The following is a 21,308-nucleotide window of genomic DNA, read 5'->3' on the forward strand; positions in this document are numbered from 1 at the left end:
GCGGGGGCCTTTCGGGAGTGCTCAGAGAAGCAGGTCGTCCACCTGTGCTTCTCCTTCACGGTACCTGCGCGCGAGCTCCGCCCCGCACGCGTCGGCGGACCGCTGGAGCTCCTGGCGCCGCGAGGACACCTCGCGCTCGTGCCGCACCAGGCGCGCCAGCGCCACCCGCAGCTCGACGTCCGTCCGCGCGGCCAGGTCGGAGAGCCCCACCTCGTCCAGCATCCCGGCCGCCAGCCGGCGGCACTCCTCGTCCCTCGGGGCGGAGAGGGTCACGTGCCGGGCCGAGGACGGATGCCGGGCCGGGGCGTCCCGGAGGATCTCCGGCAGCCGCTCCATGACCGGGCTCTGTCCCGCCGGGCCCCGGCGGGAGAGTTCGGCGCGCAGGATGTCGATGCGGCCCTGGAGCAGCCGCCGCAGGTAGCTCAGGTCCGCCTCCTGGCGCTGGGTGCGGCGGCGCAGGGCGCGGATCTCGGCCATCGGCAGCCCGGCGACCGGGGTACCGGCCGCCGTCCCCGCGGTCGCGGCCCCCGGCGCCGCGTCCGCCATGTCGTGCGAGGGCGACCGCTGCGCGAAGGCGCGGCCGGCCATCGCCTGCCCGTCCCGCCCGGCGGCCCGCCCTCCGATGTGCGTTCCCGGTGTCCTCATCTGCTCCAGCATCTCCTTGGCGCCCCTCGACCGGCGTGTGCACGTGCATCGTGCCACCCCAAGTGGCCGCAATGTGCGCGAGTGTCCACGATCGTCCCCTGATGAGGTGGGTCGCAATCCCCTCCGGGCCGTCCGGGGCCGCGCGGAACCACCGTTCGGCGGCACGGCATGATGGGACGCATGCGAGCGGTGGTGCAGCGGGTGGACGGCGCGAGCGTCGTCGTCGAGGGCGAGACGGTCGGAGAGATCACTGGTGAGGGGCTGTGCGTCCTCGTCGGGGTGACCCACGACGACACCCCGGAGAAGGCGGCCCAGCTGGCCCGCAAGCTCTGGTCGCTGCGGATCCTCCACGAGGAGAAGTCCTGCAGCGACGTCGGCGCCCCGCTTCTGGTGATCAGCCAGTTCACCCTTTACGGGGACGCCCGCAAGGGTCGCCGGCCCACCTGGAACGCCGCGGCGCCCGGGCCGGTGGCCGAGCCGCTGGTCGAGGAGGTCGTCGCGCGGCTCCGCGCCCTGGGGGCCACGGTGGCCACCGGCCGCTTCGGGGCCGAGATGCGGGTCTCCCTCACCAACGACGGCCCCTTCACGGTCCTGCTGGAGATGTGAGTCCGCGCCCGCGCCCCCGAGGGGCACGGGCGCGGTCCGAGCGGCGCGCGGCGGCGCCTACGGCTCGACCACGACCTCCTGGGCCGCCGCCGTGTCACCGGCCATCAGCCGGGCGTCGACGGGCACGTTGCGCTTCACCAGGGCCAGCGCCACCGGCCCCAGCTCGTGGTGGCGCACCGAGGTGGTCACGAACCCCAGCTTCCGGCCCTCCGGCCCGTCGTCCGCGTTGTGGATCCCGGTCCCCGGCGGAGGCAGGTGCACCTCGCTGCCGTCCAGGTGCAGGAAGACCAGCCGCCGCGGCGGCTTCCCCAGGTTGTGGACGCGGGCGACCGTCTCCTGCCCCCGGTAGCACCCCTTCTGCAGGTGCACGGCGGTCTCCAGCCAGCCCAGCTCGTGCGGGATGGTCCGGTGGTCCGTCTCGAAGCCCAGGCGCGGCCGGTGGGCCTCCACCCGCAGCGCCTCCAGGGCGAGGAGGCCCGCCGCCGGGCCGTGCGCCCCGGCGAACTCCTCCAGCCGCTCGCGCGGCAGGAACAGGTCCCGCCCGTACGGGGTCTCCCGGGCGACGACGCCCTCCGGCGTGGCCGCGATCGACCCGGCCGGCAGGTGCACGACCGCGTACTCGCCGGTGCGGTCGGCGACCTCCACCCGGTGGAAGAACTTCATCGACTCCAGGTAGGCGACCAGCGCCTCCTGGGTCCCCGGCTCCACGTGCGCCCAGGTGGTCGTGCCGTCGTCCACCAGGTACAGGGCGTGCTCGATGTGCCCGTGGGGGGAGAGGATCAGCGCCTCCGTCGCCCGGTGCGGCGGCAGCTTCTCGACGTGCTGGGTGAGCAGCAGGTGCAGCCAGGTCAGCCGGTCGTCGCCGGTGACGGTGACCACGCCGCGGTGGGAGAGGTCCACGAAACCGCTGCCCTCGGCCAGCGCGCGCTGCTCGCGGAACAGGTCGCCGTAGTGGGCGGCCACGCCTTCGTCCACGCCCTCGGCGGGGACGGCGCCGGGCAGCAGCAGCAAGGGACTCTTCATACGGATCACCCTACGTGTCGTGGTCACCATGATCACCGGGGGCGGGAGCGGATCCCGCGCGGGGTTCCTCCCCGCACCGCTCGCACCGCCCGAAGATCGCGAAGTGCTTCATGTCGGTGTCGAACCCGAAGGTCGCCCGGAGCTTGGCGGTGAACTCCGCCGCCACCGCGACGTCGGCCTCGATGACCTCGCCGCAGTCCCGGCACACCAGGTGGAGATGGTGGTGCCGGTCGGCCAGGTGGTAGGTCGGCGCGCCGTGCCCCAGGTGGGCGTGGCTGACCAGGCCGAGCTCCTCCAGGAGCTCCAGCGTCCGGTACACGGTGGAAATGTTGACCCCCGACGCGGTTCTCCTCACTTCCACGAGGATGTCGTCGGGGGTCGCGTGCTCCAGTGTCTCGACCGCTTCGAGCACGAGTTGCCGCTGCGGCGTCAGCCGGTAGCCGCGCTGCCGCAGGTCCGTCTTCCAGTCGGTGCTCACCACACCGAAAGTCTAGGTCGGCCCGGCCTACTTGAAGAAGGCGATTCCGTCGTCCGGCATATCGTCGGGCAGGGCCTTGGCCCAGCGCTCGACCTCCTCCGGCGTGACGACCTTCTTCAGGTGGGCCGACATGTACGGGCGCAGCTCGACCTCGGGGGTCTGCTTCTCGCCGACCCACATGAGGTCGCTCTTGACGTAGCCGTACAGCCGCTTGCCACCGCTGTACGGGCCGGAGGCGCCGGTCCGCGCGACCGCGTCGGTGACGACGTCGATCTGCGGCTTCTTGTCGGCCATCCGGCCGTACCAGACCTCGACCACGCCGTCGTCGCGGGTCATCACGATCTCGACGTTGCGGTCCTTGTCGATGCGCCAGAAGCCGGACTCGGTCTCGAGCGGGCGGACCTTGTTCCCGTCCTTGTCCAGCACCCAGGTGTGGGAGTGGTACTCCAGGAAGTCCCGGCCGTCGTGGCTGAAACTGACCTCCTGGCCGAAGTTGCACTTCTCGGAGCCGGGGAAGTCGTGCACGCCCGCGCCGGCCCAGTTGCCGAGCAGGAAGGCGAGCGGGACGAGGTCCTTGTGAAGGTCGGACGGGATCTCGATCATGAGTTGCTCTTCGTCGCGAGGGGCGTAAAAGGTCTGGTGCGCGGCGCGGGGGTCAGCGCTGGCCCTGGTACAGCTTCTTCACGGTCAGACCCGCGAAGGCGAGCACGCCGATGCAGACAAGAACCAGCAGGGCCGAAAAGAAGATCTCCACGGGTGCTCCTCAGATGAGCGCGGTATAGCGGTGTACACAAGAGCCGGACCCCAGCTTACGCGCCCGGGGTCCGGCTCTTCCTGCGAGGTGCGGTCAGCCGAGCAGCTGGGCCTGCAGCGCGACCGTCTGGTGGAAGGGGACGGCCGGGGCGCTCCCCTTCCTCGTGTGGCTGATCACGGCGAAGGTGTCGCCGGCGGCCAGGTACGCGTGGCGGCTCTGCTCGTCGCCGGTGGGCTCGGCCTCGACGTACACGCTGGTGATGACGTCGGGGACGCCCGCGTCGGCGGGATAGCTCCCGTCGTCCGACCACGCCTCGGTCCCGGCCGGCAGGAAGCCGGGCTCGTCGTAGCCGAGGAACTCGTGCAGCAGGGCGCCCTCGACCTGCTCCGCGGTTCCGAAGTGCAGCAGGAAGATCTCCGCGCGGGTGCCGTCCGGCATGGTCCAGCCACGGGCGGCGATGTGCCGCAGGCCGTTGTCGGTGAGGAGCTGCGACAGGTCCTCGCGGTCGTCCTTCCCGAAGCCGGCCAGGAAGGTCTTCCTGTCCAGCCAGCCGTTCCCGTCGCCCGCCAGTTCCTTGTCCGCGGTCGCGCCCGCGGGGAGCGGCAGGAGGAGTTTCCGCAGGTCGGCGTAGTGCGCGCCCGCCGGGTTGTCGTCCGCGTACGGGCCGGGGCTGCCCTCGGGGAGCGGCGGCCTCACCAGCTCGGGGTAGTCCCAGCGGCCGTCGGACCCGGTGGCCAGACCCGGCACGTCGGTGCGCTCCATGGACGCGATGCCGTAGGCGGTGCCGGTGCCGACGGCGGCGAACACCACCGCGGCGGCGGTCCACCGGGCCACCGCCCGCAGCACGCGCCGGTCCCTGCGCGGGGTCGCGCCGGACTCCCCCGCGGCCGGCTCCCCCACGACGGTGCCTGCCTCGGCGGCGACGGTGCTCCCCTCGGCGCCGGGCGCCTCGGCGGCGACACCGGCGCCGGCCTGCTCGGGCACGACAGGGGCGGGCGGTTCGGTCGGCTCCGCGGTCCGATCGACGGTCTGCTCGGTCATACCGCCTCCCCAGGGGTCTCGATACGGTCCAGCTGCTTCACGAGCAGGCCGGCGATGTCCTTCTTGTCGATGGGCTCGGCGGCGTCCGCCGTCAGCGTGACCGACACCTCGCCCTGGGACGCCACGCAGTACATGGCCTCCATCCGGTCGTCCTCGCCCAGCTCGGGCAGGTAGCACCAGGCGTTCTTCTCGTGGCCCTTCACCTTGGGCCCCTCGCGCAGGAAGCCGATCTCCTCGAGGGCCTCGAACGCCTTCCGCCGCTCCTTGACCCCGTCCGCCACCGCCTGCTCGTTCCCCTGCCGGGTGAGGACGATCTCGACGAGGTACTCGTCGCCGGGGGTGACGGCGGTGTTGGCGTAACTGCGCATCGCCAGACCCTTGACGCGCTGCTTGTCGATCTCGCGCTCCAGCTGGCGGCGCTGGGTGCGGGGCAGGTCCCTGATCGACTTCTTGGCGAGCGCGGCGGCCTCCTTGCCGCTGAACGCGGCGTCGGAACCGAACTCGCCGAGGTCGGGCCCCCGCTCGAGGCCGACCTCCTCGTAGGTGAGCAGCATGGCCTGCAGTCCCGTGTAGCGGGTCTGCTGCTTCTTCTTGTCCGCGGCGGAGACCTCCGGGTGCTCCCAGACGGGCTTCCCGGGGTCGCGGTCCGCGTCCCGGACGGTCACGACGGTGAAGCCGGTGCCGCCGAGGACGGCGCCGGCCAGCACGACCGCACCGGCGATCCGCGCGATCCGCGTGATCCGCCGGGCACGAGCGGCCTTCCCGGTCGCGTCCGCGGGGGCAGCGGGCGCGGCGACGTCGTCGGCTCCGGCTCCGGCTCCGGCTCCGGCTCCGGCTCCGGGCACGGTGACGGGCTCTGCGGGTCCGGGGGCGGTCTGCGGCTCCTCGGCCGGGGTCCGGTTCTCGGTCACAGCCGCTCCATCTGCCGCTTGGCCAGGTCCATGATCGTCTTCTTGGGGATCGGCCTGCTGTCCGTGATCCAGATCTGCAGGGAGATGTCACCGCGGTAGGCGAAGGCCCTGGCCTGGTACATCGGCAGGTACCCGGCCTCGCGCGTCGGCTCGTGGAGGACGTGGACCATGCCGTCCGCGGTACCGGGAAGAGGCCGGCTGTCGGCGCCCTCACCCTCGGCGAAGCCGTTCTGGCGTTCCGTGAGCTCCGCGGCCTCGAGGTACTCCTCGTGCCGGTACTGGGCCAGCCGCACCTCGGTGAACTGGTTTCCCTTCTCCCAGTAGACGACCGCGATGCGCCGGAGCTGGGCCGCGACATGGGCCGAGAACGCCTCGCCGGGCTCGTCGAAGGTCTCCGCGAACGCGGGCACCTCCATCCAGCCGTCACCGGTGATCTCGGCCGTGAGGTCCTTGGCCCCCTCGGGCTTCTTCACCAGCAGCTTGCGCAGGTCGCCGTCGGTCCTCACCTTGCGGTCCTGGGCGGCCGGCAGCGGGTCCGGGCCCTCGCCCTCGGCCTGCTTCAGCTCGGGCTGGGACAGGGACGGCAGCTTGGTGGGCGCGCGGTCCGCCTGGATCAGGTAGCCGGCGCAGGTGCCGCCCACCAGGCCGAGAACGGCCGCGGCCGCGATCAGCGCGGTGGTGCGGCCCCGGCGGCGCGGGGCGGCGGACCCGGGCACGGCCTCGGGCCCGGGCTCGGCACCGGCCCCGGCCTCGGCCTCTGCCTCGGGCTCGGCGGCCGGGGTGCCCTCGGTGTGCGGGGCCTCCGGTTCCCCGGGGGCCGTTCCCCCGGTGGGGACGGCCTCCTCGGGTTCCTTCGGCGTCTGGTCTGACAAGTCGTTCCCCCCTGAGGGATTGAGGGCACGCGCGACGTTTTCGCGTCCATGCCAGGGGGAAGACTCATCGACCCGCCTCAGGGTTGCAAGCGAGTTTGGTTACGATCCAGCCATGGCCAAAAAACTGGTGATCAAGGTGACCGCGGGTGCCGACGCCCCGGAGCGCTGCTCGCAGGCCTTCACGGTGGCGGCGGTGGCGGTGGCCAGCGGCGTGGAGGTCTCCCTCTGGCTGACCGGGGAGTCGGCGTGGTTCGCCCTCCCGGGCCGGGCCGCCGAGTTCGACCTGCCGCACGCGGCGCCGCTGCCGGACCTGCTGGACTCGATCCTGGCGGGGGGCGGCGTGACCCTGTGCACCCAGTGCGCGGCGCGGCGCGAGATCACCGAGGCGGACGTCCTCCAGGGCGTGCGGATCGCGGGCGCGCAGGTGTTCGTCCAGGAGGCGCTGGCCGACGACACGCAGGCGCTCGTCTACTGATCCGGCGAGCCGTGTCCCGGCGGTACGAGCAGGCTCAGCGGTCCCGGTCCCCGTCCCCGTCCTGGTCGCGGTCCTGACCGTTCGGCTCGTCCCACCACCGGTCGTCGGGCCCGCGCCGGTTGGCGACCACCGCGGCGACCGGCGGGATCACCATGGCCACCCCGCACATGGCCACGGCCGCCGGGACCGACCACAGCCGCACCACGCCCCAGGCCAGGACGAAGAGCCCGAGGCAGATGCCCATCAGCACCAGATAGGCGCGGCGCCGTCGCGCGTACATGCCTCCAGCGTAGGCATGCCGCGCGACGGCGCCGCGATCGTTCCTCCGGGCCAGCCCGGCAGCCCGGCCCACCCGGTAGGCCAGCCGGTAGGGCAGCCGGTGGCCCGGTCGCCGTCAGACGGCGATGGCGACCTCGGCCAGTCCGCCCTGCTGGGCGACGACCGTACGGTCCGCGGTCAGCCCGCCGGGGACCAGGGCCCGGACGGTCCAGGTGCCCTCGGCGGCGTAGAACCGGAACTGGCCGGTGGCCGAGGTGGGCACCTCGGCGGTGAACTCGCCGGTCGAGTCGAGCAGCCGGACGTAACCGGTCACCGGCTCGCCCTCGTGCAGCACCTGGCCCTGGATGGTGGTCTCACCGGGCCGGACGGCGGCGTCGGGGCCGCCTGCCTTAGCTCCACACATGGTCGTCCGTCCTCACTTACCGGGGCCGAGCTCGATCGGCACGCCGACCAGCGAGCCGTACTCGGTCCACGAACCGTCGTAGTTCTTGACGTTCTCCACGCCCAGCAGCTCGTGCAGCACGAACCAGGTCAGCGCGGAGCGCTCACCGATGCGGCAGTAGGCGATGGTGTCCTTGGCCAGGTCCACGTCGGCCTCGGCGTAGAGCGCCTTCAGCTCCTCGTCGGACTTGAAGGTGCCGTCGTCGTTGGCGTTCTTGGACCACGGGATGTTGCGGGCGGTCGGCACGTGGCCGGCGCGCTGGGACTGCTCCTGCGGCAGGTGGGCCGGGGCGAGCAGCTTGCCGGAGAACTCGTCGGGCGAGCGGACGTCGACCAGGTTCTGCCGGCCGATGGCGGCGAGGACGTCGTCGCGGAAGGCGCGGATCGCGGTGTTCTGCGGCTTGGCCTTGTAGGTGGTCTCCGGGCGCTCGGGGACCTCCTCGACCAGCTCGCGGGCGTCCAGCTCCCACTTCTTGCGGCCGCCGTCGAGGAGCTTGACGTTCTCGTGGCCGTAGAGCTTGAAGTACCAGTAGGCGTAGGAGGCGAACCAGTTGTTGTTGCCGCCGTAGAGGACCACGAGCGAGTCGTTGGCGATGCCCTTGGCGGAGAGCAGCTTCTCGAAGCCCTCCTGGTCCACGAAGTCGCGGCGGACCGGGTCCTGGAGGTCCTTGGTCCAGTCCAGCTTGACGGCGTTGCGGATGTGGTTCTTGTCGTAGGCGCTGGTGTCCTCGTCGACCTCGACGACGACCACGCCGGGGTCGTCCAGGTGCTCCTGGACCCAGTCTGCGTCGACCAGGACGTCGCTGCGGCTCATGCTCTTCCTCCGGGGCAGGTGCGGGGGTTCGGCCGGGAAGCCGAAAGCTGGCAAGTTCGAGAAGGGCGCACGCGTGGCGCGGCGCGGTCGCGCGGTTCGTCGGCCGGGGGCGCACGCGGGCGGGCCCGCCGGGCGGGCCGCGGGGAACGGGGGGTGGAGCCCGTCAGGGAGTGCGACAGAGCATGGCGGCCACACGGCACAGGTCCACTGCCCGCCGCTTGGTGAGATCCGCCTGTCGCTTCATGCCCCGAATCCTAAGGACGCGGTACGGGGCATGTCACCGTTGTGTCGCATCCTGAGACAGATCGGTCCGGAATGCGGTCGTTCGGACGCCGCACCGGCCACCGGGCAGGGTCGGCGGCCCTGTCCACGGCCGTCCTGACCGCCGCCGGGCCGCCGCCGGACCACCGCTGCGGACATCCCGTCTCGCGGTACGGACCGCCTCGCGGTACGGACAGGCGGCCGGCAGGGCTGCCGGCGGGGCGGTTGCTCCGCCCCGCCGCCGCTACCAGGTCGACAGGTCGACGTCCTCGCCGGTCACCGTGATGCGCACGCCGTCCGCCGTGGGGGTCACGGAGGTCAGCCTCAGGCCACCCGGAAGGTCGGCGAGGGCCTGGTCGAAGTCGGTCACCGACCGCACCGAGCGCTCGGCGACGTCCAGGGGGAGGTCGGGCAGCGAGTCCGCCCGCACCCGCAGCTCCCCGTCCTCCACCTCGACGGTGCTGAGCACGTCCAGCGGCGGCAGCTGCTGCCCCAGCAGGGTGGGCACCACCTTGAGCTTGATCCGCCCGTCACCACCGTGGGACAGGCCCACCACGGCCGCGGTCACCCCGGGCGCCACGTCCTGCGGCTCGGACCGCGCGGCCTTCAGCAGTTCGTCGTAGGGGACCAGCCCGGTGCCGCTCACCCGCTCCGCCCGCTCCGGGGAGTAACCGGAGTCCAGGTCCACTCCGCGCAGGCCGATGTCCAGGTCCTCGACGGTCATGTCCTGGCCCTCGGCGCCGCTCACCGGGTAGGCGTCGACGGCCACGTCCACCTCGTCCAGCGTCCCGCCGACGAGCTGGGTGAGGAACGGGAAGCCGTGGATCGCCACCTCCGGCGCCGCGCTCAGCTCCTGGGCGTCCCGCATCCCGTCCGCGGTGCGGTCCTCGGCGATGCCGACGGCGACCCGGTCGACCGCGGCCAGCAGGCCGCCGAACACCAGCGCCACGACGAGAAGTATCCGAACGGCACGCACCTGTGGGTCTCCCTGGCTGGGCGGTCGGCGGGGCAACGCGTCGTTCGACGGTAACGCCGTCGGCCGTCCGGCGGGGAAGGTTGTGGATCAGCTGTGACAAGCCTCGCGCGGATCCGGCACACCCGCGTCCCGGGCGTCGTCAGCCCTCGCAGCCGCAGGAGCGCCGGACCACCAGGCGGGAGGGCACGACCCGGACCCGGTCCTGGCCGTTGCCCGGCAGCCGCACGGTGTCGTCGAGCACCAGGTCCACCGCCGCGCGGGCCATGACGGAGCGGTCGGTGGCGACCGTGGTGAGGGGCGGGTCGGTGAGCGCCGCCTCCTTGATGTCGTCGAAGCCGGCCACCGCCAGTTCCCCCGGCACGTCGATGCGCAGTTCGCGGGCGGCGCGCAGCACGCCCACGGCCTGGTCGTCGGTGGAGCAGAAGACCGCCGGCGGCCGGTCGGGGCCGGAGAGCAGGCCGAGCGCGATCCGGTAGGCGTCGTAGCGGTTGTAGGGCGCCTGGAAGCAGCGGCCCTCGGTGGAGAGGCCGGCGTCGGCCATGGCCAGCCGCCAGCCCTCGACGTGGTCGGAGACCGGGTCGCCGACCTCCGGGGTCTCGGCGGTGCCGCCGATGCAGGCGACGTACGGGTGGCCGTGCTCCAGCAGGTGCCGCACGGCCTCGCGGGCGCCGCCGACGTCGTCGGTCACCACCGCGACGTCGTCTATCGCCTCGGGCCGTTCGTGGAGCAGCACCACGCGGGCGTCCCAGGCCTCGATCTCGGCGGCGGCCTGGTCGTTCAGCGCGTGGCTGACCAGGATCAGGCCGGAGACCCGCATGCCGAGGAAGGCGCGCAGGTAGTGGACCTCGCGCTCGGCCACGTAGTCGGTGTTGCCGACCAGGACCATCTTTCCGCGCTCGGAGGCGGCCTGCTCGACCGCGTGCGCCATCTCGCCGAAGAACGGCTGACGGGCGTCGGGCACGATCAGGCCCAGCAGGTCGGTGCGGCGCGAGGCCATCGCCTGCGCCACCCTGTCGGGCCGGTAGCCGAGCTGCTGGATGGCGGCCAGCACGCGTTCGCGGGTGGCCGGGGCGACCGGCCGCGGTCCGTTGTTGATGACATAGCTGACTACGGCGGTCGAGGTACCCGCCAGTCGTGCCACGTCGTCCCGAGTCACCTTGGCCACGCGCGGAGTCTACGCGTATGGAAACACCTCTGGGCAGGACATCTACGCTTTGCTGTCGACCCAGGTCCCGCCGGTGGACGGGTCCGGAGCGGCCCGCGGCCGCCCGGACCGCCCCCGGGATCAGGCGTCGGCCGGCAGTTCCGGGGAGATCTCCTCCCGTTCGCCCCGGTTCGCCCCCGAGCGGGACGCGGGGGCGGTGGACCGCTTGGTCTCCTCGGCCGGGCGTTCGCCCTTTTCAGGAGTGACGAAGCGGTATCCCACATTGCGGACGGTGCCGATCAGCGACTCGTGCTCGGGACCCAGCTTGGCGCGCAGCCGCCGGACGTGGACGTCGACGGTGCGGGTGCCGCCGAAGTAGTCGTAGCCCCAGACCTCCTGGAGGAGCTGGGCGCGTGTGAAGACCCGGCCGGGGTGCTGGGCGAGGTACTTCAGGAGCTCGAACTCCTTGAAGGTGAGGTCGAGGACCCGCCCCTTGAGCTTGGCCGAGTAGGTCGCCTCGTCGACGGAGAGGTCGCCGTTGCGGATCTCCATCGGGGAGTCGTCGCCGGTGAGCTGGAGGCGTCCGACGGCGAGCCGCAGGCGGGCCTCCACCTCGGCGGGGCCGGCGGTGTCGAGGAGGACGTCGTCGACGCCCCAGTCGGCGGTCACGGCGGCCAGGCCGCCCTCGGTGACGATCAGGATCAGCGGGCAGCCGGGCCCGGTGGAGCGCAGGAGCTGGCAGAGGCTGCGGACCTGCGGGAGGTCGCGGCGGCCGTCGACGAGGATCACGTCGGCGCTGGGCACGTTCACCAGCGCGGGCCCCTCGGCGGGCGCGACGCGCACGTTGTGGAGCAGCAGGCCGAGGGCGGGCAGCACCTCGGTCGACGGCTGGAGGGCGTTGGTGAGGAGCAGCAGTGAGCTCATCGGGTCTCCACACTGTCGGTGGTCCGGTGGTGCACGGTTCGCTTGCCCATAACGTCTTGGATCCTCCTCGGTCCCCGCGAGGACGTTTGCGGCACTGGCAATCTCGGCGCGCGGCTCGGCTCCATCACCCCGGGGCCCCTTCGCCGCACCGCGTCGTGCGGGAGGAAGTCCCGTGCACCTGCGCTTTCTGGCTCGTATACAGCTCGCTTTAATGCACGAAAGGACCCGGGGGCTGCGTCGCCCGAGTCCTCTGCCGAGCAGAATAACCCACATGAGCACCGGCAAGGCAGGTCAAGCGGACCATTCGGCGGACGTCCCGAAGGCTGAGACACGGGGCAGACGGCCCCGCAGAACGTTTCTGCGCACGACGGACGGGGTGACGATCGATGCCGTATACGATCCCGGACCGGCTGTATACGATCCGCCGGGCGCGGAATCCGATCACCCGGCGATTGTGATGGCGCACGGATTCACCGGAGATCTCGAACGGCCCCACGTGCGGCGAATAGCGCGTTCCTTTTCACCTTTCGGGGCGGTGATCACTTTCTCCTTCCGTGGCCACGGCGCCTCCGGCGGCCACTCCACGGTGGGCGACAAGGAGGTCCACGACCTGGCCGCCGCGGTGTCCTGGGCGCGGGAGCTCGGTCACCGGAGGGTGGCCACGGTGGGGTTCTCCATGGGCGGCTCGGTGGTGGTGCGGCACGCCGCCCTGCCGGACGCCGGGGTGGACGCGGTGGCCACGGTCAGCGGCCCGGCCCGCTGGTACTACCGGGGCACGGCCGCGATGCGCCGGCTGCACTGGGTGGTGCTGCGGCCGGCCGGCCGGCTGGTCGGGCGGCTGGCGCTGCGGACCCGCATCCACCACCGGGACTGGGACCCGGTCCCGCCCTCCCCGGTGGAGTCGGCGCCGCTGATCGCGCCCGTCCCGCTGCTGGTGGTGCACGGCGACAGCGACCCCTACTTCCCGCTCGACCACCCGCGCTCGCTGGTCGAGGCGTCGGGCGGGCACGCCGAGTTCTGGCTGGAGGAGGGGATGGGCCACGCGGAGAACGCGACCGGCGAGGAGCTGGCCCGGCGGCTCGGCGCCTGGCTGGCCGACTCCGCGCGCGGGGGCCGCTAGCCTGACCGTGTTCACACATCAGTTCACTCAGCCGAGGAACGGTATGGCACAGGTAACGGTGCGCTACTGGGCCGCCGCCAAGGCCGCGGCCGGCGTCGCCGAGGAGTCCTTCGACGCGGACACCCTCGCCCAGGCGCTCGACGCGGTGCGCTCACGGCACCCCGGGGAACTCACCCGGGTGCTGCGGCGCTGCTCGTTCCTGATCGACGGCGATCCCGTGGGGACCCGCGGGCACGACACCGTACGGCTGGCCCCGGGCGGCACGGTCGAGGTGCTCCCGCCGTTCGCAGGAGGGTGACCCCCACAGCATGAGCAACCAGTACGAGCCGTATCCGGGCCCGCACCAGGGCCACGGGCCCGCCTACCCGGACGCGCCGCCGCCCGCGGAGACCACCCAGCAGTGGCAGGGCAACACGTGGGACTCCCAGCTCCAGCCCCACCTCGGCACCTCCCCGGCCCCCGAGCCGGAGGCCGCCCGCACCGCGTACCTGCCGCCGGTGCCGGGAGCCGCCGGGCCGGAGGCGCCGGGTGCGTACTCGGCGTACCCGGCGTCCCCGGCGCAGCCGTCGCAGCCGGGTGCGGCGGAGGGCGTCCGGCAGGGCCACCCGTCGCAGCAGGAGGGGTACGGCGCGTACCAGGCGTACCCGTCGCAGGGCGGGACGGCCGGCCCCGGCACCGGGGGCGCCCCGGCGCACCCGGCCCACCCGGCCCCGGGGCCGATGCCGCACGGCACCGGGGACGCGGCACACTCCGGCGACGCCGCCTGGGCAGGGGCCGCCGGGTACCCCGCGGCCGCCGTCGGGGCGGGGGCCGCGGCCCGGGCGGGAGCCACGGCGTACGCCGGGCCCGCCTCACAGCCGGCAACCGCCCCGCAGGCCGGGGCCGCCGCGTACACCGGAACCCCCGCCGAGACCCCCGCCGAGGCGGGGCCCGCCGCCTGCACCGGGCCTGCCGCGCAGCCGGGAGCCGCCGCGCAGGCCGGGGCCGCCGCGTACACCGGACCTGCCGCACAGCCGGCAGCCGCTCCGCAGGCCGGGGCCGCCGCCCAGGCCGGGGCCGCCGCGCAGGGTGGGGCCGCCGCGCAGGGTGGGGCCGCCGCGCAGGGTGGGCCGGATCTGGCGGGGTACGGTCCGGCGACCGTCGGCGGGAACGCCCGGATCACGGACGCCCAGCGCGCCCGCGCCGAGGGCCGTTCCCCGATCATCGACCCCGGCATGCAGCCCGCCGTCCTCACCGCCGTGCTCTCCCTGCTGATGGCGGGCGGCGCGGCCCTGGGGTCGTGGGCGCTGCTGCTGCCGCTGATCGTGCTCCAGGGCCTGACCGCGGCCGGCTGGTTCCGTCTGAACGGCATGTGGCCCGCCCGCCAGGGCATCGCCCTCGGCTTCCTCGGCGCGCTCGCCGCCGACGCGGCCGTCCTGGTCGTCGGCCGGGAGCACGGCACGGGCGCGGTCCTCGGCACCCTCGGCGTGTGGGTGCTGCTCACCCTGGTGCTCCAGCTCCGCAGCCACGCCGAGCCCGACGAGCGGATGTACGGCCTGACCGCCGCCCTCGCCGCCGCCGCGCTGGCCATCCTGGCCGCCGGTCACCTGGCCGCGGACCCGGAGGCGGTCACCGTCGCCGGCGTCGCGGTGGCCGCGGCGATCGTGGCCCGTGCCGCCGTCCCGAAGCCCGCCGCGGGCGGCATGGTCCTCGCGGTGGCCGTCGCGGCCGGCGCGGGCGTGCTGGTGGGCGACGGGACGGCGGGCGCGCTGCTGGGCGCGCTGGCCGGCCTGTGCGCCGTGGTGGGCCACCGGGTCGCCGCCTACGACTACCCGTCCCGCTTCGTGCACTTCACCGCGGGCGTCGCCCTGCCGCTCGCCCTGGCCGCCCCGGCGGCGCTGCTGCTGGGCTGAGAAGGCGGCCGGCAGCGGCCGCCGCACACGAGAGGGCCGCCCCGTGCCGTGCACGGGGCGGCCCTCTCGTCGTCGGACCTTTCGGGCCTTCGGGCCGTCAGGTCCCTGGCCCTCCGGCCGCCGGCCTCACTTGACGATCGTGATGCGGTTCGCCGCCGGCGGGGCGATCGGCGAGGCGGGGCCGGAGTTCGCGGTCAGGTAGTCCGCGAACGCCGTCAGGTCGTCGCTGCCGACGACCGGGTCGGTGCCCTTGGCGAGGGCCGGGAAGTTGTCCCCGCCGCCGGCCAGGAAGTTGTTCATCGCGACCCGGTAGGTGGCGGTGAGGTCCACCGGCCGGCCCTGGATCCGGACCGAGTCGGCGACCAGGCGGTCCGCGCCGGACTTCGTCAGGTCCAGCGTGTAGGTGAGGCCCTCGGAGACCTGGAGGATCTTCGGCGAGGCCGCGTTGCCGCCGCTCACCTGCTGCTGGAGCGCGGCGACGACGTCCGCGCCGGTCAGGTCCACCAGGTTGACGGTGTTGCTGAACGGCTGGACGGTGAAGCCCTCGCCGTAGGTGACGACGCCGTCGCCCTCGCTGCCGCTCTGCGCGTGGATGAGGTCGGCCCGGATGCCGCCCGGGTTCATCAGCGCGAACGCCGTGTCCGGGTCGATGGTGCGGGCGTGCTCGAGCTGGGCGTCGGCGATCAGGTCGCCGAGCGGGCTCTCGGTGCCGGTCTTGGTGATGTCGCCGCTGATCCAGCCGATGGGCCGGTTGGCCACCGGCTTCGCCAGCGCGTTCCAGTGCTCGATCAGGTCCGACATGTCCCCGGCGGGCTTCTGGGTGCGGCTCACCACGTGGTTGGCCGACTCCACCGCCGTGCGGACGATGTCCTTGGTCGCCACGTCGTAGGTCAGCGTGGTGTCCGTGTACAGCCGGCCGAAGGAGGCCGCCGAGGTCACCATGCGGGAGTTGCCCGCCGGGTCGGGGATGTCGCACACGTAGGCGTTGTGGGTGTGACCGGTCACCAGCGCGTCGACCTTGGGGCTGACGTTCTTCGCGATGTCCACGATCGGCCCGGAGACGCCGCCGGCCTCCGCGTCGCAGTAGGCGTTGTACGCGCCGTCGGCGGGCGCGCCGCCCTCGTGGACCAGCGCCACCACGGACTTGACGCCCTTGCGGTGCAGCTCGTCGGCGTACTTGTTGATCGTCTCGACCTCGTCGTGGAACTCCAGTCCCTCGACGCCCTCGGCGGTGACGATGCCCGGGGTGTTCTCCAGCGTGACGCCGATGAAGCCGATCTTCACCGGGCCCTGCTTCCACACCCAGTACGGGGCGAGCGCGGTCTTCCCGGTGCCCTCGTGGGTGACGTTGGCGCCCAGGTAGGGGAAGTCGGCGCCCTCGAACGGGGTCTCGGTGTAGCAGCCGTCGGTCGGGTGGCACCCGCCGTCGCGCATGCGCTTCAGCTCGGCGAGGCCCTCGTCGAACTCGTGGTTGCCGACGCCGGAGACGTCCAGGTCCAGCTTGTTGAGCGCCTCGACGGTCGGCTCGTCGTGGAAGAGGCCGGAGAGCAGCGGGCTGGCGCCGATGAGGTCGCCGGCCGCGGCGGTGACGCTGTACTCCTGGCCCTTGCGCGCGGTGCGCAGCGAGGCCGCCAGGTACTCGATGCCGCCGACGCCCTCGATGGGCTTCACCGTGCCGTCCGGCTGCCGCTCGGTCACGCGGCCGCTGGAGCCGGTCGGGGGCTCCAGGTTGCCGTGGAGGTCGTTGAAGGAGAGCAGCTGCACGTCGACCGTGCGGGCCTTCCCGCGCCGGTCGTCGTGGCCGTCCGCGGACGCGGAGGTACCGGCGGGAAGCGCTGCGGTCAGCGCGCCGACGGTGGCCAGCGCGGCGCCGGTGATCAGAATGCGGTGGGTACGTCTCTGCCGGGTGATCCGCGGCATCGTCCCCCCTCTTGAATGAGTAGGTACACAGTGGGGTGGCTGAGCGGCAGCTTAGGGTCAACGCGCGTAGCGGCGACAGGGGACGCGGGTCACAGCCTGATTGCGACTGCCCGGACGCCCGGCCCGGCGGCCGCGGCGCGGCAGACCGCCACCGGGCGCGGCCCGCCGGACTACGCTCACTGGCATGACCAGCCCTCTCAGCCCTCGCCAGATCGACACCGTCGACGCGCTGACGGACGCGCGGATCCGCGACGTCCTGGCCCTGCTGGAGGCGGCCGCCCGGGTGGACGGCCAGGAGGCCGTCTCCGAACAGGGCCGTCTCCACCTGCGCAGCGGAGAACCCCGCCCGGGCATCGCCCACCTGCTGCTGACCCTGGGCGACGGCGAACTCGTCGGCTACGCCCAGCTCGACGGCTCGGAGACCGTGGAGCCGCCCGCCGCCGAACTGGTGGTGCATCCCGGCCACCGCGGCCGGGGCCACGGCCGTGCCCTGGGCGGCGCCCTGCTCGCCGCCACCGGCAAGCGCCTGCGGCTGTGGGCGCACGGCGGCCACGCCTCCGCCCGCCACCTCGCCCAGGTCCTCGGCCTCACGCTCTTCCGCGAACTGCGCCAGATGCGCCGCCCGCTGACCGGCCCGGACGCCCCCGAGCTGCCGGAGCCGGTGCTGCCCCCGGGCGTCACCGTCCGCACCTTCGTGCCCGGACAGGACGACGCCGCCTGGCTGGCCGTCAACGCCGAGGCGTTCGCCCACCACCCGGAGCAGGGCTCGCTGACCCAGCGCGACCTGGACGACCGCAAGGCCGAGGCGTGGTTCGACCCGGAGGGCTTCTTCCTCGCGGAGAAGGACGGCGACCTGGTCGGCTTCCACTGGACCAAGGTCCACGCCGAGGAGGACCTCGGCGAGGTCTACGTGGTCGGCGTGCGGCCCGGCGCCCAGGGCGGCGGCCTCGGCAAGGCGCTCACCGTCACCGGCCTGCGCCACCTGGCCGGACGGGGCCTGCCCGCCGCGATGCTCTACGTGGACGGGGACAACAAGGCCGCCGTCACCGTCTACGAGCGCCTCGGTTTCACCACCCACGAGACGGACCTGATGTACCGCACCGAACTGTGACACCGGGCCACTGACAACACCCCCGAGGGGGCGGCGACTTGACGCCGCCCCCTGCCTTGCATCACCCTTCCACTACTCAATTAGTGAAAGGGTGTTGTCGAGTGGTCGAGTACCGCATCGACCGGCGCAGCGGCGTCGCCACCTATCTGCAGATCGTCCAGCAGACCAAGCACGCCCTGCGGCTGGGCCTGCTCGAACCGGGTGACCGGCTGCCCACGGCCCGCGAGGTCGTGGCGGCCACCGCCATCAATCCGAACACCGTCCTCAAGGCCTACCGCGAACTGGAACGCGAGGGCCTGGTGGAGGCCCGGCGCGGCCTCGGCACGTTCGTCCGCCGCTCCCTCGGGCCGGCCCCGGCCGACGCGGCCCCGCTGCGCGACGACCTCGTCGCCTGGGGCCGGCGGGCCAAGGCCGCCGGCCTGGAACGCGACGACGTGTCCGCGCTGTTCACCTCCGTCCTGGACGACCTCTATCCCTTTGGGGGGGACCACCGATGACCGAGATCGCCATCGAGGCGGAGGCGCTGGGCAGGCGCTACACCCGGCTGCTGCCCCGCCGCGTCAAGTGGGCACTGCGCGCGTGCTCCTTCAGCCTGCCGGTCGGCCGCGTCTGCGCGGTCGTCGGCCCCAACGGCGCGGGCAAGTCCACGCTGCTGTCCCTGGCCGCCGGCCTCGCCCGCCCCACCGAGGGCGCGGTCCGCGTCCTGGGCACCGACCCCGGGACGGCCCGCGAGCGCGTCGCGTACGTCGCGCAGAACAAGCCGCTGCACACCCAGTTGACGGTGATCGACACGCTGCGGCTCGGGCACGCCCTCAACCAGGCCCGCTGGGACCAGGCCACCGCCGAGCGCATCGTCGCCCAGGGCGACCTGGACCCGACCGCCACGGTCCGCAGCCTCTCCGGCGGCCAGCGCACCCGCGTCGCGCTGGCCCTCGCGCTCGGCAAGCGGCCCGAACTCCTGCTCCTCGACGAGCCGATGGCCGACCTGGACCCGCTGGCCCGCCACCAGCTGATGGGCGAGCTGATGGCTGAGGCGGCCGAACACGGCACCACGGTTGTCATGTCCTCGCACGTCATCGCGGAGCTGGAGGGCTCCTGCGACCACCTCCTGCTGATCCGCCGCGGTCAGGTGCGCCTGCAGGGCTCCCTGGAGGACGTCCTGGCCGCCCACGCCCTGGTCACCGGCCCCGCGGAGGCGGGCCTGGAGGGCCACACGGTGATCGAGTCCCGCACCACGGGCCGTCAGACCACCGCGCTGATACGCCCCGACGGCCCGGTCCCCGCCGCCCACGAGGCGACCACGCCGACCCTGGAGGAACTGGTCCTCTCCTACCTCCGGGAGGCGGCGTGAGCACCACCCTCAAGTCCCCCGTCCCGCCGGAGGCCGAGGACGCCGCCGCGCCGGTGAAGGCGCCGGGCGGCCTCGCCTGGGCGGTGTTCCGCCTCCACCGCTGGGCGCTGTGGGCATGGATCGCCTACGTGGCCCTGGCCGCCGGGGTCCTGCTGTGGGCCTGGGGGCCGGCGGCGAACGAACTGGCCTCCCTGGCGGCGGCGTGCGACCTGGGCGGACAGACGGAACCTTCCTGCGCCCGGAACGTCTACCAGGCCCTGGAGACCTACCAGGAACTCATGCGCCTGGGCTTCTTCGCCGTGTTCGGCGCCCCGTTCCTGGTCGGCGCCTGGGCGGCGGCCGCGCCGACCGCCCGCGAGATGGAGACCGGCACCGCGGAACTGGCCTGGACCCAGTCGGTGACCCCGGCCCGCTGGCTCACCGCCAAGCTGGCGCTCCCGGCCGTGGTCGCCGCGGCGGGCACCACGCTGCTGCTGGCGCTGTACCGGCTCGCCCACCAGGAAGGGGCCGCCGCCTTCACCGCGATCCGGCACTGGACGCCGTCGTGGTACAACGAGGACCTCTTCACCATGACGGGCGTCGTCATGGTGCCCAGGGTCCTGTGCGCCGTCGCCGTGGGCGTCCTGCTCGGCCTGCTGCTGAAGCGCTCGCTGGCCTCGCTCGGAACCGGGCTGGCCCTGCTCGCCGCGTCCACCTTCGCCGTCACGCTCGGCCGCGGCTACCTCTGGCCCAGGGAGATCCGCTTCGCCAGGGCGGAGACGGCCGGCTCGCCCTACCTGAGCCTCAACGGCTCGGAGTGGCAGATCGCCACCGGCGCGGTCACGGAGTCCGGGGAACTGGCCGGGGACGCCGGCGAGACGGCCGGGTACGTCTGCATGAACGAGGGCTACCGGGACGACGGCCCCGGCTTCGACGCCGACGCCTTCTACTCCTGCCTGGAGGACGAGGGCTACACCGACATCTGGGTCGCCTTCCACAACCGGGACGACTTCTGGCCGCTCCAGCTCGTGGAGTCCGGCCTCTGGCTCGCCGTCGCCCTCACCGCGGTCGCCCTCTCCTACCGCGCCCTCCGCCGCCGCACGGCCGTCTGACGCCGATGCCCCCCGCCTCGTCCTCCGATTCCGGGAGCCCCGCATGACCACCACCCTCACCCCACCCGCACCGTCCGGGGGCGGCGCCACCGCCCCGGCGAAAGCACCCGGCGGCCTGGCACGGACCGTGCTCCGCCTGCACCGGTGGGCCCTGTGGCTGTGGATCGCCTACGTCGCCCTCGGGGCCGGACTGCTGCTCGCGGCCTGGGCGACCATGGGCGACGACGCCCGGGTCCTGCTGGCGGCCTGCGAGGCCGGGAACGGTCCTTCCTCTCGCTGCCCGAAGGAACTGGAGGACGTCTGGACGGCCTACGACCTCCTGCTGCGCCTCGGGCTCTACACCATCCTCGCCGCTCCCTTCCTGGTCGGCGCCTGGGCGTCCGCCTCGCTGACCGCCAGGGAACTCGAGACCGGCACCGCCCACCTGGCCTGGACCCAGTCGGTGTCCCCCACCCGCTGGCTCACGGCCAAGCTGGCGCTCCCGGCCGCGGTCGCGGCGGCGGGCATGGCCCTCCTGCTCGCCGTCCACCGGATCGCCCACACCGCGGGTGCCGACGTCCGGCACGTCGTCCGGTACGGAGCGTCGCCGCGTTGGTGGGGCGAGGACTTCTTCACCGCGATGGGCATCGTGGCCGTGCCCCGGGTGCTGTGTGCGGTGGCCGTCGGCGTCCTGGCCGGTTTCCTGCTGAAGCGGAGCCTGGCCTCCCTCGGCGCCGGACTGCTGGTGATGGCCGCGGGCGCCCTCAAGTTCTCGGTGGGCCGCCACCAGCTCTGGCCGACCGAGGTCCGCCACGGCTACACGCCCGACGGGCCGCTCCCCCACTGGTACGCGTCCGCCGGCGAGTGGCCGCTGGACAGCGGGGCGGTGACCGGGTCGGGGCGGCACGTCCCCTACGACTACGACTGCCTGGACGCCGTCATCGGCGACGACGGCCGTCCCGGCACCGCCCGCGACTTCTACGCCTGTCTCGAGGACAGCGGCTACACCGACGTGTGGGCGAGCTACCACCCCGAGAGCCATTTCTGGCCGCTCCAGCTCGTGGAGTCCGGCATCTGGCTCGCCGTAGCCGTCGTCGCGGTCATCCTGTCGTACCGGATCCTCCGGCTCCGCACGGCCTGACGCCTGGCAGCCAACTGCCCGTAACCCGGCATTCAGGCTCGCTTGGGACCCTTCCCGCG

General features: G+C 73.4%; 25 protein-coding genes. 10 read left to right on the forward strand and 15 right to left on the reverse strand.

Going from position 1 to position 21,308, the window contains the following annotated elements:
• Positions 1-21: 21 nt before the first annotated feature.
• A complete protein-coding gene (locus ABZ836_RS17870; protein WP_361143287.1) occupies positions 22-546 on the reverse strand; it encodes an aerial mycelium formation protein in 525 nt (174 codons plus the stop codon).
• A 279-nt stretch (positions 547-825) separates the two neighbouring features.
• Between ABZ836_RS17870 and dtd the strand changes: the two genes are divergently transcribed.
• A complete protein-coding gene (gene dtd, locus ABZ836_RS17875) occupies positions 826-1,251 on the forward strand; it encodes a D-aminoacyl-tRNA deacylase (RefSeq protein ID WP_356130179.1) in 426 nt (141 codons plus the stop codon).
• Positions 1,252-1,308: 57 nt separating this feature from the next.
• Here the strand turns inward: dtd and ABZ836_RS17880 are convergent, their stop codons facing one another.
• From ABZ836_RS17880 to ABZ836_RS17905, 6 genes are all read right to left on the reverse strand, one after another.
• Positions 1,309-2,274 (reverse strand): folate-binding protein, encoded by a 966-nt coding sequence (locus ABZ836_RS17880; RefSeq protein ID WP_361143190.1) that lies wholly within the window; start codon positions 2,272-2,274, stop codon positions 1,309-1,311.
• 10 nt (positions 2,275-2,284) lie between these two features.
• Positions 2,285-2,755, reverse strand: coding sequence for a Fur family transcriptional regulator (locus tag ABZ836_RS17885; protein ID WP_356130182.1), 471 nt, complete (start codon positions 2,753-2,755; stop codon positions 2,285-2,287).
• A gap of 24 nt (positions 2,756-2,779) precedes the next feature.
• Positions 2,780-3,355 (reverse strand): FABP family protein, encoded by a 576-nt coding sequence (locus ABZ836_RS17890; protein WP_356130184.1) that lies wholly within the window; start codon positions 3,353-3,355, stop codon positions 2,780-2,782.
• Between the two features lie 244 nt (positions 3,356-3,599).
• Entirely contained in the window at positions 3,600-4,547 is a 948-nt protein-coding gene (locus ABZ836_RS17895; protein ID WP_361143193.1) for a hypothetical protein, read from the reverse strand.
• On the reverse strand, positions 4,544-5,458 hold the full coding sequence (locus ABZ836_RS17900; protein WP_361143196.1) for a hypothetical protein: 915 nt from the start codon (positions 5,456-5,458) through the stop codon (positions 4,544-4,546). The genes ABZ836_RS17895 and ABZ836_RS17900 overlap by 4 nt, the downstream gene beginning before the upstream one ends.
• Complete coding sequence (locus ABZ836_RS17905) at positions 5,455-6,330, reverse strand: hypothetical protein (protein WP_361143199.1); 876 nt, start codon at positions 6,328-6,330, stop codon at positions 5,455-5,457. Before ABZ836_RS17905 ends, ABZ836_RS17900 begins: the two co-directional genes overlap by 4 nt.
• A gap of 112 nt (positions 6,331-6,442) precedes the next feature.
• Between ABZ836_RS17905 and ABZ836_RS17910 the strand changes: the two genes are divergently transcribed.
• Positions 6,443-6,805, forward strand: a complete 363-nt coding sequence (locus ABZ836_RS17910) for a DsrE family protein (protein ID WP_356130192.1) — start codon at positions 6,443-6,445, stop codon at positions 6,803-6,805.
• 34 nt (positions 6,806-6,839) lie between these two features.
• On the opposite strand, the gene ABZ836_RS17915 is transcribed toward ABZ836_RS17910, so the two are convergent.
• The 7 genes from ABZ836_RS17915 to ABZ836_RS17945 form a co-directional block, all read right to left on the reverse strand.
• Positions 6,840-7,085 carry a DUF3099 domain-containing protein gene (locus ABZ836_RS17915; RefSeq protein ID WP_361143202.1) on the reverse strand — a complete coding sequence of 82 codons (246 nt, stop codon included), beginning with the start codon at positions 7,083-7,085 and terminating at the stop codon, positions 6,840-6,842.
• A gap of 114 nt (positions 7,086-7,199) precedes the next feature.
• Positions 7,200-7,487 (reverse strand): DUF1416 domain-containing protein, encoded by a 288-nt coding sequence (locus ABZ836_RS17920; RefSeq protein ID WP_361143205.1) that lies wholly within the window; start codon positions 7,485-7,487, stop codon positions 7,200-7,202.
• A 12-nt stretch (positions 7,488-7,499) separates the two neighbouring features.
• Complete coding sequence (locus tag ABZ836_RS17925; RefSeq protein WP_356130198.1) at positions 7,500-8,339, reverse strand: sulfurtransferase; 840 nt, start codon at positions 8,337-8,339, stop codon at positions 7,500-7,502.
• A gap of 163 nt (positions 8,340-8,502) precedes the next feature.
• Positions 8,503-8,583: a putative leader peptide gene (locus tag ABZ836_RS17930; protein ID WP_356130315.1), complete on the reverse strand. Its 81-nt coding sequence runs from the start codon at positions 8,581-8,583 to the stop codon at positions 8,503-8,505.
• A 261-nt stretch (positions 8,584-8,844) separates the two neighbouring features.
• The gene (locus ABZ836_RS17935; protein ID WP_356130200.1) at positions 8,845-9,576 is read right to left on the reverse strand and encodes a DUF2993 domain-containing protein; all 732 of its coding nucleotides are present in this window, start codon (positions 9,574-9,576) and stop codon (positions 8,845-8,847) included.
• A 139-nt stretch (positions 9,577-9,715) separates the two neighbouring features.
• Complete coding sequence (locus tag ABZ836_RS17940; RefSeq protein WP_356130202.1) at positions 9,716-10,741, reverse strand: LacI family DNA-binding transcriptional regulator; 1,026 nt, start codon at positions 10,739-10,741, stop codon at positions 9,716-9,718.
• A 120-nt stretch (positions 10,742-10,861) separates the two neighbouring features.
• Complete coding sequence (locus ABZ836_RS17945) at positions 10,862-11,644, reverse strand: response regulator transcription factor (protein ID WP_356130204.1); 783 nt, start codon at positions 11,642-11,644, stop codon at positions 10,862-10,864.
• Positions 11,645-11,915: 271 nt separating this feature from the next.
• Here ABZ836_RS17945 and ABZ836_RS17950 point away from each other — a divergent pair, with 271 nt between their 5' ends.
• The 3 genes from ABZ836_RS17950 to ABZ836_RS17960 are packed head-to-tail and all read left to right on the forward strand — an operon-like array spanning position 11,916 to position 14,656.
• Positions 11,916-12,764 carry an alpha/beta fold hydrolase gene (locus ABZ836_RS17950; RefSeq protein ID WP_361143210.1) on the forward strand — a complete coding sequence of 283 codons (849 nt, stop codon included), beginning with the start codon at positions 11,916-11,918 and terminating at the stop codon, positions 12,762-12,764.
• Between the two features lie 43 nt (positions 12,765-12,807).
• Complete coding sequence (locus tag ABZ836_RS17955; RefSeq protein WP_356130208.1) at positions 12,808-13,062, forward strand: MoaD/ThiS family protein; 255 nt, start codon at positions 12,808-12,810, stop codon at positions 13,060-13,062.
• A gap of 10 nt (positions 13,063-13,072) precedes the next feature.
• Positions 13,073-14,656, forward strand: coding sequence for a hypothetical protein (locus ABZ836_RS17960; protein ID WP_361143213.1), 1,584 nt, complete (start codon positions 13,073-13,075; stop codon positions 14,654-14,656).
• Positions 14,657-14,782: 126 nt separating this feature from the next.
• Here the strand turns inward: ABZ836_RS17960 and ABZ836_RS17965 are convergent, their stop codons facing one another.
• Positions 14,783-16,576, reverse strand: a complete 1,794-nt coding sequence (locus ABZ836_RS17965; protein WP_361143216.1) for a bifunctional metallophosphatase/5'-nucleotidase — start codon at positions 16,574-16,576, stop codon at positions 14,783-14,785.
• Positions 16,577-16,760: 184 nt separating this feature from the next.
• Here ABZ836_RS17965 and mshD point away from each other — a divergent pair, with 184 nt between their 5' ends.
• The 5 genes from mshD to ABZ836_RS17990 all read left to right on the forward strand — a co-directional run bounded on the left by mshD (position 16,761) and on the right by ABZ836_RS17990 (position 21,249).
• A complete protein-coding gene (gene mshD / locus ABZ836_RS17970; RefSeq protein ID WP_356130214.1) occupies positions 16,761-17,687 on the forward strand; it encodes a mycothiol synthase in 927 nt (308 codons plus the stop codon).
• Positions 17,688-17,788: 101 nt separating this feature from the next.
• A complete protein-coding gene (locus tag ABZ836_RS17975) occupies positions 17,789-18,184 on the forward strand; it encodes a GntR family transcriptional regulator (protein ID WP_356130216.1) in 396 nt (131 codons plus the stop codon).
• On the forward strand, positions 18,181-19,038 hold the full coding sequence (locus tag ABZ836_RS17980) for an ABC transporter ATP-binding protein (RefSeq protein ID WP_356130218.1): 858 nt from the start codon (positions 18,181-18,183) through the stop codon (positions 19,036-19,038). Before ABZ836_RS17975 ends, ABZ836_RS17980 begins: the two co-directional genes overlap by 4 nt.
• Positions 19,035-20,129 (forward strand): ABC transporter permease, encoded by a 1,095-nt coding sequence (locus ABZ836_RS17985; RefSeq protein ID WP_361143222.1) that lies wholly within the window; start codon positions 19,035-19,037, stop codon positions 20,127-20,129. Before ABZ836_RS17980 ends, ABZ836_RS17985 begins: the two co-directional genes overlap by 4 nt.
• Before the next feature lie 43 nt (positions 20,130-20,172).
• The gene (locus ABZ836_RS17990) at positions 20,173-21,249 is read left to right on the forward strand and encodes an ABC transporter permease (RefSeq protein WP_361143225.1); all 1,077 of its coding nucleotides are present in this window, start codon (positions 20,173-20,175) and stop codon (positions 21,247-21,249) included.
• The last annotated feature ends 59 nt before the right edge of the window (positions 21,250-21,308 follow it).

The sequence above is a fragment of the Streptomyces sp. NPDC047130 genome (genome assembly GCF_040643475.1).
Lineage (GTDB): Bacteria > Actinomycetota > Actinomycetes > Streptomycetales > Streptomycetaceae > Streptomyces.